An 11,814-nucleotide genomic window follows, 5' to 3' on the forward strand; every position below is an offset into this window, starting at 1 on the left:
GGGTTACCCTCTGCGTGCGGTTTGGGAGACCGGAGGCGGACACCAACGGGGCATATAAGCGATTTATGCACCGATACGAAGCGCTTGCAATAGCGTTTTCAATAAGATGAAAATTGATCCGGCCGCGTCTTCGAAACGGCTTGCGAATTGCCGGACGTCTGCGCGCCGATGTTCTGGTGGGGGCGGCGATAACACGCAAAAAAGCCCGCCTCGATGTTTCGGGCGGGCTCGTTACTGTGCGTTTCTTCCGTCTTACTGTGTCAGTCGAACGGTCAAGTTGGATGCTTTTTCACCGATCGTCTTGAAGGCGGAGATAAGGGCGGCACTGTTTTCCGCTTGGAAATAATGGCTGGCATCGGTTGCGCAATATCTCAGAAGGGTCTGGCCGCGTGTCGGCGCCATGAAGGCGACGGTGAAGACCTCGATCTTATTGGTCCGGGCCGATTCACAAGCCAACTTCGTATCATTATCGGACTTCGTGTCGTTGCCGGTGCCTTGTTTGCCGCCGTAAAAGTTGTTTTCGCCGTCGGTCATGAAAACGATGTATTTTTTCGGGTCGGTTTGGCCGTTCTTTGCCTCGTGGAGTTTTTCTTCCGAGCTTTTATCCGTCTTTGGCAGTGTCAGTGCAGCAAGGGCGGCCTTGAATGCGCCGCTCGAATCCGTGCCACCCTCTGCGGTAAGCAAATTGACATAGCTCAGGGCTGATGCCGTGCCCCACGCGAGGGCACCGGTGTTGTCCTTTTGGCTGCTGTACGACACGCTCGCGGTCCGGACGTATTTGGAGTCCGGATCGGCGGTCTTCAACTGGGCAAGCAGATTGCCGACGGCGAGTTTGAGCGACGTGATCTTCGCCACGTAGCAAGGTGTGCTCCACGTGGCCCTGGGCCAGTCGCTTTCCTGATAGGTATAGCAGGATTTGCTGGTGGTATCGATTGCGTTGGTCTTCCACGCCATCGAGCCGGAGCGATCGAGAACCAGGAACATCGAGAGCGCATTCTTCGCTTCGGTGGCACCGATTGACTTGCTGGTCGTGCCGATCGTGGTTTGTTTCATGCCGAGCAGCTGGGTCATGGAATTGAGCGGGACGCTGAAGCTCGACGAGACCTGGACATTGTAGGTCTTGCTATTTCCCATGCCGACCGTGACCGTTTGTTCCTCGATATCAACGACCGTGGCGGAAAAAGCCTCGTTAAAAGCGGCCAGCTCTTCCGGAGTCATGCTGGACGACTTCCAGTTCTGCATCTGGGCCTTGACGAAGTCCTTGGCCATCAGCTTGGCCTGCGCCTGGGTCGATGTCTGGTTTGCAAGAGCCGAGGACGCGGCGAGTGCTGCCGCATCGGTGGCGTCCTGCAGATGGTTCTTGGCCATCATCATATTGGTCAGGTCTATCGCGACGCCGCCCGAGGCGAGCAGGACCGGCAGCAACAGTGCCGTCATCATGCCGAAATTGCCGCGGCGGTCGCCAGTAAATTTTGAACAGGACTGCAGAAGAAGTGAACGCTTTGCCATTTTTCCCCACACAAAACAGACGTGATTTTCAATGGAGCGACCTTTATCCGGTAAGTGTTACGGTCGGGTTGATCGTGGAAGTTGAAATTGATGATAATTTTAACGATCCCGCAAATGCAGGCTGTTGAGGCTGCTCCGGTGTGCGGAAAGGGGACGGCGGACGTTCCCGTTTTGGGTCACTTCAACGGAATGACGTCGACGGCCTGTTCGGTCTTGTGCGATCCGTAGCTTTTCAGGACACCGATGACGGGGGCGACATCGCTGTAGTCGCGGCCATGGCCGACGACAATATGATCCAATCCTGCAAAAATATTGTTGGTCGGGTCGAGTTCGAGCCAGCCGGAGGCGGTTCCGCACCAGAACCGCACCCAGGCATGCATGGCATCGGCGCCTTCGAGGCGCTCCTTGCCCGGTGGCGGGATGGTGCGCAAGAAGCCGCTGACGTAACCGGCGGGGATGCCGAGGCTGCGCAGGGCGGTGATCATCACGTGGGTGAAATCCTGGCAGACGCCGCGTTTCAGCTTGAAGGCCTCGCGCGGCGTGGTGTCGACGGTGGTTGCCTTCGGATCGTAGACGAAATCCTTGTGGATCTCGGCGCAGATGGCGGTGGCGATCTGGCGGACCGTCATGCCGGGTTTGGCGATGCCGCGGGCATAGGAAGCAATCGCGGGATCGTCGGGCAGGCGCGGGCTGGCACCGAGGAAATGATGCGGCGAATTGGCATCGAGCGACCAGACGCTGGCAAGCTCGGCCGGAAAGCCGGCGAGATCGGGCGAAAAATCGGCGGTCAGCGGCTGGGGCTCGAGCTGGACGCGCGCCTGCATGCGGATCACCAGCTTTTCATGCTGCTTGCGAAACAGGATCGAGGTGGCGGGATTGGCGAAGAAATCGACGCTGTCGCGGCGCTCCTCGGGTGCCGGCGTGCAGGTGACGGTGCCGGCCACCAGCCGCTGGCGGTCCGGCAGCGAGAGGGGAAGCACGCGCACGACATGCCGGCCGCCGGAAACCGGGGCTTCGTAGGTATAGGTGATCCGCAGATTGATGTCGTAGAGCATGGGCTTCTCAAATCCGGCGCGTGAGGGCTGTCATATCCTATCCGAGATAGGTTTGCGCGAGGATGTCGGAGAAGCGCCCCAGTTCCTGTTCCAGATGGTTGTAGACCGATGCGTTCATGGCTTCCGGGGTCATCACCGCGAGACCGGCATGGAGTTTCATGGCTTCACGGTAGAAGGGCGACATCTGGCCATTGGAGAAGGCGTTCGGCAGTTGCTCGACCTCGGTCTTGATCTCGTTCAGCTGGTAGAGGATCGAGCGCGGGTTGAGCGGATCGAGCGCCAGCAGGTCGGTGACCGTCAGCGCCGCGGTATTGACGTTGTAGCGGCGGCGGTGGGTCATGACGCTGTCGCCGATTTCAAGCAGCATGTCATAGGCGCCGTCCGGTGCGTCCTCGCCGGACATATGGCCGAGCAGCCGGGTCATGTGCAGGCCGCGCTCCAGATAGCGGCCGATCGACAGGAAGCGCCAGCCGGTGAAGCGGTACATGTTTTCATGCACCAGACCGGCAAAGCCGGCGAGCTTGCGCAAGAGGATGGTCATCGCATGGGTGGCGTCGTCGCCGGCCTGAACCGTCGACTGGAATTTGCGCGCGGTCTTGGCGAGGTCGTTGAGCGCCAGCCAGCCATCGGCGGAGAAGCGGTCGCGGATGTTGCTGGCCGAAAACAGGGCGCTGTTGATATTGGCCATCAGGCTGTCGGGCACCGGCTGCTTGGTATCGATATCGAGCCCGGCCAGATAGTCGGTGATATCCTTCAACAGCGGCATTTCGGTATTGGCGGTTTCGGCATAGCGGCCGTGCCAGGCGCGCAGGATGCGCAATGCGCCTTCCGCCCGCTCGATATAACGGCCGAGCCAGAAGAGGTTGTCGGCCGCCCGGCTCGGCAGGCTGCCGGGCATGATGCGGATAAAACTTTCCTCGGCCGGCAGAAGCGTCATCTGCTCGACAGGCTTCTGGCTGACGATCCAGACGTCGGCGGCCGAACCGCCGGCCTGCATGGCGATGGCGGCTGCGTCAGCGCCGGAGCCGATGCGGGCAAAGCCGCCGGGCATCACCTGCCAGCCGTCGCGGGTGCGGGCAACGTAGACGCGCAGGCTCATCGGCCGCGGCGTCAGCTTGCCGTTGACCCAGGCTGGCGTGGTGGAGAGCGTGACGACTTCCTGCCCGACGAGCTTGGGGCCGTCTGCCTGCAGCCATTCGGCGGCCGAGACCTTGGCATTGTCGCGCAGCGAGGAACCGAGGATCGACTGGCCGTTGTCGTCGAAGAAGGGGCGGGTGGAATAGGCTGGGCCGATCACCATCTTTTCGATGTTGCGGGCGACCTGATCGCGCTCCGGCTGCTGGCCGCACCACCAGGTGGCGATGCTCGGCAGCAGCGGGTCCTCGCCCAACAGATGACGACAGATGGTCGGCGTGAAGGCGAGGAAGGCGCGGGTTTCGAGAATGCCGGAGCCAAGCGAATTGACGATCGAAACGGAGCCGGAGCGCAGCGCCTCGACAATGCCGGGTGTGCCGATATGCGAACTCTGGTTGAGCTCCAGCGGATCGGCAAAGGCGGCATCGAGGCGGCGCCAGAGCACGCCGACGGGTTTGAGGCCGGCAACGGTGCGCACCATCACCCGGCCGTCGATGACGGTCAGGTCCTCGCCCTCGAGCAGCATGAAGCCGAGATAGCGGGCGATATAGGCGTGTTCGAAATAGGTTTCGTTGGCAACGCCGGGCGTCAGCACGGCGATGCGGTCGTCGGGATGTTTCTTGCGCGATTGCAGTTCGTCGCGGAAGGCGCCAAAAAAGCCGGCCAGACGATGGACATGGGTTTCGGCATAGAGATCGGAAAAGGCGCGCGTCGTTGCCACCCGGTTTTCGAGCGCGAAACCGGCGCCCGATGGCGCCTCGGTGCGGTCCGACAGCACCCACCAGTTGCCATCCGGCCCACGGCCGATCTCGAAGGAACAGAAATGCAGGAAATGGCCGTCGGCGGGAAGAACGCCGACCATCGGACGCAGGAATTCCGGATTGCCGGCCACCAGCGACGGCGGCAGGAAGCCTTCGGCGACCAGCCGGTTGGGGCCGTAGATATCGGCCGCCATGCGCTCCAAAAGTTCGGCGCGCTGGGTCAGGCCTTTCGAGACGGCCTGCCACTCCACATCATCGATCAGGACCGGAACATGGGAAAGCGGCCAGCTGCGCTCCGAATTTTCCTTGGTGCCATAGGCCCGGTAAAACACCCCGGCATCGCGCAGATAACGGTCGGCGCGGGCGAAGCGGTTGGACAGCTCGGTTTCGTCCATGCGGCCGATGGAGGCGAGAAAATTCTGCCAGACCGGCCGGACATTGCCGTTCGTGTCGAGCATTTCATCGGCAATGCCGGGAAGCGCACGATAGCCAAAAACCGGATCGCTGCCGATCCGGTTTTCGCTGCGTGTTACTTCCGCCGTCTGCTTCTTGGACATTAATACCCTACACTCCTGCCGGACGCCGCAAATCGAGCGTCAGGGGAAATTCTGCTGATGGAGTTTCCGGCATCAGCGCATAGGCGCCGGCCGTGTGACCCCACGGCTCGAAACGCGCCAACCTGCGGGCTTCGGCCTCGTTGCCGTTCACCGGAAATGTGTCGTAACTGCGTCCGCCCGGGTGGGCAACATGATATATGCAGCCGCCGATCGAACGTTTCGACCATGTATCATAAATGTCGAATGTAAGCGGGGTGTTAACCGGCAAAGTCGGGTGCAGGCCCGATACCGGCTGCCACGCCTTGTAGCGGACGCCGGCAACGGACACGCCGTTGAAGCCGGTTTTGGTCAGCGGCAGCGCCCGGCCGTTGCAGGCAACGGTGTAGCGTTCGGGATTGGCGGTTTCCAGCTTCACCTGCAGCCGTTCGACGGAACTGTCGACATAACGCACGGTGCCGCCGGGCGCGCCTTCCTCGCCCATCACATGCCATGGCTCCAGCGCCTGGCGGATTTCCAGCTTGGCGCCGAGATATTCGACCTCGCCGCAGAAGGGGAAGCGGAACTCCAGCTGAGCCTCGAACCATTCGGGCCTGAGATCAAAGCCGTTGGCGCGGAGATCGCCGAGCACATCGAGGAAATCCTGCCAGACGTAGTGCGGCAGCATGAAGCGGTCATGCAGGGCGGTGCCCCAGCGCACGAGCCTGCCTTCGGCCGGGTTCTGCCAGAAGCGGGCGATGAGGGCGCGCACCAGCACCTGCTGGGCAAGGCTCATGCGGGCGTTCGGCGGCATCTCGAAGCCGCGGAATTCGACAAGGCCGAGCCGCCCGGTCGGGCCGTCCGGCGAAAACAGCTTGTCGATGCAGATTTCGGCGCGGTGGGTGTTGCCGGTGACGTCGGTCAGGAGATTGCGGAAGAGGCGATCGACCATCCACGGCAGCGGCTGCTGCGCCATGCCGGGCACGGGCACCTGCGCCATGGCGATTTCGAGTTCGTAGAGCGTGTCGTGCCGGGCTTCGTCGATGCGTGGCGCCTGGCTGGTCGGGCCGATGAACATGCCCGAGAAGAGATAGGACAGCGACGGATGCCGCTGCCAGTGCAGGATCAGGCTTTTGAGCAGGTCCGGCCGGCGCAGGAACGGGCTGTTGTTGGGATTGTTGCCGCCAACAACCACATGGTTGCCGCCGCCGGTGCCGGTGTGGCGGCCGTCGATCATGAACTTGTCGGCGCCCAGCCTTGTCAGGCGGGCTTCCTCGTAGATCGCCGTGGTGATGGCGACGCAATCGGCCCAGTTGGACGCCGGATGGATGTTGACCTCGATGACGCCGGGATCGGGGGCGACGCGCATGACGTTGATGCGCTCGTCCTGCGGCGGCGAATAGCCCTCGATATGGATCGGCAGGCCGAGATCGGCGGCAGCCTTTTCCGCGGCGGCGATCAGCTCCAGATAGTCCTCGATGCGCTCGACCGGCGGCATGAAGACGCAGAGACGGCCATCGCGCGGTTCGACGCTCATGGCGGTGCGCACGGCGCCACGGATATCGGCATTTGCCGCTTCCAGTACCTGTTCAGCGCGCTTCTGCCGGGCCTCAGTGGCCACCTTGCGGGAGGCTTCGGCCAGCGCCCTTGCCGGCGTTCCGTAATCCGGAAGAGGCTCGCGATCGATCGACGGATCTTCCGGGTGGATGTAGGGATATTCCGAGGGCGGCACGTAAGGCAGGGTGCCGAGCGGCATGCGGAAGCCGATCGGGCTGTCGCCGGGGATCAGGAAGATCTTGCCGCGGCGCGTGCGCCATTTCTCCGAAATCCATTTCTGACCCTCGGCTTTGGAGTTCCAGGCCTGGACGGGAAGAATATAGCCGGTCGGCGTCGTCAGGCCGCGCTCGAACACCTTGGCGATGCGGGCGCGCTCTTCCGGGCTTTCCAGCTTGGAATTGGCGGGGTCGACATTTTCCGGCAGGCTGCCTTCCTTGATGATCCATTCGGCCGGATCCTCGAAGGCCGGGATCACCATCTCCGGTTCGATCTCAAGCTCGGCGGCAATGCCGCTGATCAGCGCTTCGGCCTCCTTGGCGGTGACCTTGGTGTCCTGTCCCTCGGCGGCAATCAGCGCCGGATCGTGCCAGATCGGCTTGCCGTCCTTGCGCCAGTAGAGCGAGAAGGTCCAGCGCGGCAGGCTTTCGCCGGGATACCACTTGCCCTGGCCGTAATGCAGGAAGCCGCCGGGGGCGAAGCGTTCGCGCAGGCGCCGGATCAGCTCGTCGGCCTTGTCGCGCTTGGTCGGGCCGACGGCGCCGGTGTTCCATTCCTCCGATTCGAAATCGTCGATGGAGACGAAGGTCGGCTCGCCGCCCATGGTGAGGCGCACGTCAGCACCGTTCAGCACCGTGTCGACATGCTCGCCGAGCGCATTCAGCGCCTGCCAGCTTTCCTCCGAAAACGGCTTGGTGATACGCGGGTGTTCGGCGACGCGGCTCACCGTCATGGCGAAGTCGAAGGTGGTGTTGGCATCGCCATAGAGGCCGCCGGAGATCGGCGCGGCATTGCGGTAGTGCGGCGTGGCGGCCAGCGGAATGTGGCTTTCGCCAGTGAGTAGGCCCGAGGTCGGATCGAGCCCGACCCAGCCGGCGCCGGGAATATAGACCTCGCACCAAGCATGCAGATCGGTGAAATCGACCTCGGTGCCGGAGGGACCGTCGAGCGCCTTGAGATCCGGCGCAAGCTGGATGAGGTAGCCGGAGACGAAGCGGGCGGCCAGCCCAAGATTGCGCAGGATCTGCACGAGCAGCCAGCTGGAATCGCGGCAGGAGCCGAGCGCCAGCTGCAGCGTCTCTTCCGGCGTCTGGACGCCCGGCTCCATGCGGATGACGTAATTGACCTTCTGCTGCAGGCGCGCGTTGAGGCCGACGATGAAGTCGATGGTGCGCATCGGTGTCAGGTCGACGGAGGCGATGTAGTCGGCAAGCGCGGGGCTCATCGGCTCCGGCTGCATGTAGATCTTCAGGTCGTCGCGGATGTCTTCCGGATAGGTGAACGGGAACATCTCGGCTTCTTCCTCGATGAAGAAGTCGAAAGGATTGTAGACCGTCATGTCGGCGATGAGATCGACCTCGATCTTCAGCTCGGTGACCGGGTCGGGAAAAACATAGCGCGAGAGATAGTTGCCGTAGGGATCCTGCTGCAGCGTGACGAAGTGATTTTCCGGCGTCACCTTGAGCGAGTGGCTGATCACCTTGGTCTTGGAGTGGGCCGCCGGTTTCAGCCGGATGATCTGTGGGCCGAGCCGCACCGGCTTGTCATATGTGTAATGCGTCAGGTGATAGATGCTTGCCTTGATCGCCATTCGGTCCCCTCGACGGTGGGTCTGTGCCACCCTTGAAAAGACTTTGTGCAATGCGAAGAAAGATTGCAAGGCGCAATTCTTGACGGGAAGATTCATTTCCTGTGAGTGGAGCGTCGCCGGGATCGGCTTCTCGATCCGGATGTGAGGAGCGAGCCCGATGCCTTGGCATTGCAGTCTTATATCGAGCACCTTCAGGAAACGTTTTCTGATGGAACCCATTCCGGATCGGGCGGCTTGGTCATCTGTGCGTCCGAAGATGGCATATCCTGCACTGTCCTTTCCGATATCGGCGACCTCTCCCTGACCGCAAGCGCCATCGTGGACATGGAAATGTCCGCGTCAGCGGCTGTGACACGGACATTCGGGTGATAAGGACATTACCGTTTCATCGACACCAGATTGAAATAGGCGCCCTGCGGATCGACGCAGTTGACCACCCAGGCGCCGCCGGGGACTTCCATCGGGCCGTTGACGACCTTGCCGCCCTTGGCCGTTGCCCGTGCGATTGACGCGTCGAGGGCCTCGACGTTGAAATAAAAGCCCCAGTAGGGTGGAGCGGGAATGGCGGCGGGTTTGGTCATCATGCCGCCGATCTGCGCGCCATTGTGGGCGAAGAGCTGGTAGGTGCCCATCTCGCCCATATCAATGCCTTCGTCCTTCTTCCAGCCGAACATCTCCTGGTAGAAGGGGAGATCGGTGGCGAGATCGCCGGCCATCAGTTCGTGCCAGCCGATATTTCCATTGGCGTTCTGTGCGATCTCCGGCATGTCGTCACTGCCATCGCCCTTGAACAGGGCAAACACCGCGCCGTGCGGATCGGCGACGACAGCGAAGCGGCCGATGCCGGGAATATCCTCCGGCTGGCGGTGCACCGTACCGCCAAGCTCGCCGATCTTCCCGGCTGCCGCATCGACATCATCGACGCCGACATAACCGAGCCAGGCGGGCGGGATGCCCATCTTCAGCGCATTGTCCGGTATCGTCATCAGGCCGGCGATGCGCACGCCGTCGGTCTTGAACAGCGTGTAGTTGGCGCCGGGCATGCCGGAATCGGCGGAGGTCCAGCCGACCACGTCATCGTAGAATGCTGCCGCTGCCGTGGTATCGGTGGTCATCAGTTCGTACCAGACGAACGCGCCGTGTTTGTCGCTCATTGTTGGTCTCCTCCTGGTTGTTTTGGGCCGGGCCGGAAAGACCGGCGGTCAGGCTGCCGGTATGCGTTTGTAGTCGCTGGACATGACAGGCTTCCAGGTGCCATCGGCATTCCGGATGCGGGACGAGAAATTCCGGGAATCCCCGTCCTTGATGGTGATGATGTCCTGATAGCGCGCGGTCCTTCCGGGATTTGCGAAATCGGGGCCTTCGCAGTCGAGCGTCAGCACTTTGCCGGTATCGTCGAGCATGCCTTCATAGACCCAGAGGTGGGTCATGACGGAGCTGGCGAAAGAGCCGACATAGCGTTTCCGGGCGGGGTCGTAGCCAAGTGTCAGGATATTCGTCGCCGCGCTGCCATCCGGCATGGTGCCGGTCATTTCGGAGACGATCCAGGCGCCACCGAGCGAGCGGGTTTTGTCTTCCCATGCTGCGTGAGCCTGTTTTTCGCTTTCGCCCGGCGGGTCGAATGTCACGCGCCACCGGCCCGCCAGCTGTTGCAGCCAGCGATGTTCCTCGACAAGATCCGCTTTCATCGCGCCGTTCTCCTCTTTTGCGCGTTTCTATCGGCAGGGCAGGGTCATGCGCAGCAGGAATGCGCCGGGGATGGCTCCTCATATTCGTCATGGCGCTTCACGAAGCTCAATGTTGACGTTTCATTGCGGCCTTTCGGGGCCCGGTCGAGGATCATCAGCGTGGTGAGGATTTCCTCGCCGCCGCGGGCGTAGTCGGAATAGGTGTGATAGACATTGCCGGCCTCGTCGCGGATGAAGGCGCTCATGCCCGGCAGCTCGTCATTGGCCTGATCGCCGGATATGTCGCGGAAATTGTAGAAGACCTTGCCGCTCTCCAGCTCCTCCCTGGTGAAGGACACGTGGTAGTCGAAGTTGAAATCGCTGCCAAAGGACGACACCCAGGGGAATTTCCAGCCCATGCGCTTCTTGTAGGCCTCGATCTTGTCGAGCGGCGCGCGGGACACCGTGACATAGGTCACGTCATGATGGTTGAGATGGGCAAGCGTGCCGTCGATATGATCGGACAGGAAAGAGCAGCCGGGGCAGCCGGCCTCCCAGTCGGGGCCGAACATGAAATGGTAGATCATCAGCTGGCTGCGGCCGTCGAACAGGTCGGCCAGGGTCTTTTTACCCGCCGGCGTGTCGAACGTGTAGGTCTTGTCGACCTTGACCCAGGGCAGCTTCAGCCGTTCGGCGCGGATCTTGTCGCGCAGGCGGGTTTCCTCCTTCTCCGTCGCGAGCAGCGCCCTGCGGGCTTCGAGCCATTCTTCTCGGGATACAACCGGATTGCTCAACATCGTTCTTTCCTCCTCAGAAAATCGCGTTTCGTTCCGCTTGACTAAATAGGTTGATATCAACATTATTGCACAATGTCAAAGCCTGTCGTGATTCCCTTCGAGACCACCCTTCATGTGCGCGACACATGCCTGTGCCTTCATGTGCAGCGCGCGGCGCGGGCGCTGGCGCGGAAATTCGATGAGGCGCTGCGGCCGGTCGAGCTGACCAACGGGCAGTTTTCGCTGCTGCTTTCGCTCAACAGGCCGGAGCCGCCGGGCATGGGGCCGGTTGCCCATCTGCTCGCCATGGACCGCACAACGCTGACAGCGGCGCTCAAGCCGCTCGAAAAACGGGGGCTGCTGGAAACGGCAACGGATGCCACGGACCGGCGCCTGCGGCGGATGAAACTGACGCCGGCCGGGCATGCCCTGCTGGCCAGAGCGATGCCGATCTGGACGCGCACGCATGCCGAGGTCGGTGACGCCTTGGGCGGCCGACCGGAGCGGCTGTGCGCCGATCTTCAGGCGCTTGCCTGACGCTTGCCTCATCCGCCGGAGGAGGCGGAAAATCGCATAACCAGAGAGGAGACTGTCCATGCGGATGATTTTTGTGAACCTGCCGGTCAAGGAGATCGGACGATCCAGGGCGTTTTTCAGCGGGTTGGGCTTCAGCTTCAACCCCGATTATTCCAGCGACAATACGCTGTGCATGATCGTCGAGGAGAACATTTTCGTCATGCTGCTGGAGGAGGCGCGCTTCAAGGACTTCATCATCGATGAGATCGCCGATACCTCGAAAACGACGGAAGTGCTGACCTGCCTGTCGGCGTCGAGCCGGGCCGAGGTTGACGAGACGCTCGCCAAGGCGCTGGCCTCCGGCGGCAAGGAATGGCGGCCGGTGATGGATTACGGCTTCATGTATGGCTGCAGCTTTCAGGATCCCGACGGTCATGTCTGGGAACTGGCCTATATGGAGCAGCAGGCGGCGGGTTGACGGTGGATTGGCCTTTCAGGT

At 61.9% G+C, this 11,814-nt stretch carries 9 protein-coding genes; 2 read left to right on the top strand and 7 right to left on the bottom strand.

Features of this window, described 5'->3' with window-relative positions; all coding sequences use genetic code 11:
• Positions 1-252: 252 nt before the first annotated feature.
• The 7 genes from ADU59_RS11935 to ADU59_RS11970 all read right to left on the bottom strand — a co-directional run bounded on the left by ADU59_RS11935 (position 253) and on the right by ADU59_RS11970 (position 10,817).
• Positions 253-1,440: a vWA domain-containing protein gene (locus tag ADU59_RS11935; RefSeq protein ID WP_244506410.1), complete on the bottom strand. Its 1,188-nt coding sequence runs from the start codon at positions 1,438-1,440 to the stop codon at positions 253-255.
• 245 nt (positions 1,441-1,685) lie between these two features.
• On the bottom strand, positions 1,686-2,564 hold the full coding sequence (locus tag ADU59_RS11940; RefSeq protein WP_068954344.1) for a transglutaminase family protein: 879 nt from the start codon (positions 2,562-2,564) through the stop codon (positions 1,686-1,688).
• Positions 2,565-2,601: 37 nt separating this feature from the next.
• Entirely contained in the window at positions 2,602-5,016 is a 2,415-nt protein-coding gene (locus ADU59_RS11945; RefSeq protein ID WP_068954345.1) for a circularly permuted type 2 ATP-grasp protein, read from the bottom strand.
• A 7-nt stretch (positions 5,017-5,023) separates the two neighbouring features.
• A complete protein-coding gene (locus ADU59_RS11950) occupies positions 5,024-8,356 on the bottom strand; it encodes a transglutaminase family protein (RefSeq protein WP_068954346.1) in 3,333 nt (1,110 codons plus the stop codon).
• Positions 8,357-8,733: 377 nt separating this feature from the next.
• The gene (locus ADU59_RS11960) at positions 8,734-9,510 is read right to left on the bottom strand and encodes a VOC family protein (RefSeq protein ID WP_068954348.1); all 777 of its coding nucleotides are present in this window, start codon (positions 9,508-9,510) and stop codon (positions 8,734-8,736) included.
• A 48-nt stretch (positions 9,511-9,558) separates the two neighbouring features.
• A complete protein-coding gene (locus ADU59_RS11965; protein ID WP_068954349.1) occupies positions 9,559-10,044 on the bottom strand; it encodes a DUF1579 domain-containing protein in 486 nt (161 codons plus the stop codon).
• Positions 10,045-10,088: 44 nt separating this feature from the next.
• Positions 10,089-10,817 (bottom strand): DUF899 domain-containing protein, encoded by a 729-nt coding sequence (locus tag ADU59_RS11970; protein WP_083198247.1) that lies wholly within the window; start codon positions 10,815-10,817, stop codon positions 10,089-10,091.
• A 75-nt stretch (positions 10,818-10,892) separates the two neighbouring features.
• On the opposite strand from ADU59_RS11970, the gene ADU59_RS11975 reads away from it, so the two are divergent.
• Positions 10,893-11,336: a MarR family winged helix-turn-helix transcriptional regulator gene (locus ADU59_RS11975; RefSeq protein WP_068954351.1), complete on the top strand. Its 444-nt coding sequence runs from the start codon at positions 10,893-10,895 to the stop codon at positions 11,334-11,336.
• Positions 11,337-11,394: 58 nt separating this feature from the next.
• Positions 11,395-11,793: a VOC family protein gene (locus ADU59_RS11980; protein WP_068954352.1), complete on the top strand. Its 399-nt coding sequence runs from the start codon at positions 11,395-11,397 to the stop codon at positions 11,791-11,793.
• Positions 11,794-11,814 lie beyond the last annotated feature (21 nt).

The organism is Pararhizobium polonicum (genome assembly GCF_001687365.1).
In the GTDB taxonomy this organism is placed as follows: Bacteria; Pseudomonadota; Alphaproteobacteria; order Rhizobiales; family Rhizobiaceae; genus Pararhizobium; species Pararhizobium polonicum.

What these genes read in the sequence shown, in the direction of transcription:
- ADU59_RS11935 (WP_244506410.1), bottom strand. Translation starts at nt 1,440, where the DNA reads ATGATGACGGCACTGTTGCTGCCGGTCCTGCTCGCCTCGGGCGGCGTC.
- ADU59_RS11940 (WP_068954344.1), bottom strand. Translation starts at nt 2,564, where the DNA reads ATGCTCTACGACATCAATCTGCGGATCACCTATACCTACGAAGCCCCG.
- ADU59_RS11945 (WP_068954345.1), bottom strand. Translation starts at nt 5,016, where the DNA reads ATGTCCAAGAAGCAGACGGCGGAAGTAACACGCAGCGAAAACCGGATC.
- ADU59_RS11950 (WP_068954346.1), bottom strand. Translation starts at nt 8,356, where the DNA reads ATGGCGATCAAGGCAAGCATCTATCACCTGACGCATTACACATATGAC.
- ADU59_RS11960 (WP_068954348.1), bottom strand. Translation starts at nt 9,510, where the DNA reads ATGAGCGACAAACACGGCGCGTTCGTCTGGTACGAACTGATGACCACC.
- ADU59_RS11965 (WP_068954349.1), bottom strand. Translation starts at nt 10,044, where the DNA reads ATGAAAGCGGATCTTGTCGAGGAACATCGCTGGCTGCAACAGCTGGCG.
- ADU59_RS11975 (WP_068954351.1), top strand. Translation starts at nt 10,893, where the DNA reads ATGTCAAAGCCTGTCGTGATTCCCTTCGAGACCACCCTTCATGTGCGC.
- ADU59_RS11980 (WP_068954352.1), top strand. Translation starts at nt 11,395, where the DNA reads ATGCGGATGATTTTTGTGAACCTGCCGGTCAAGGAGATCGGACGATCC.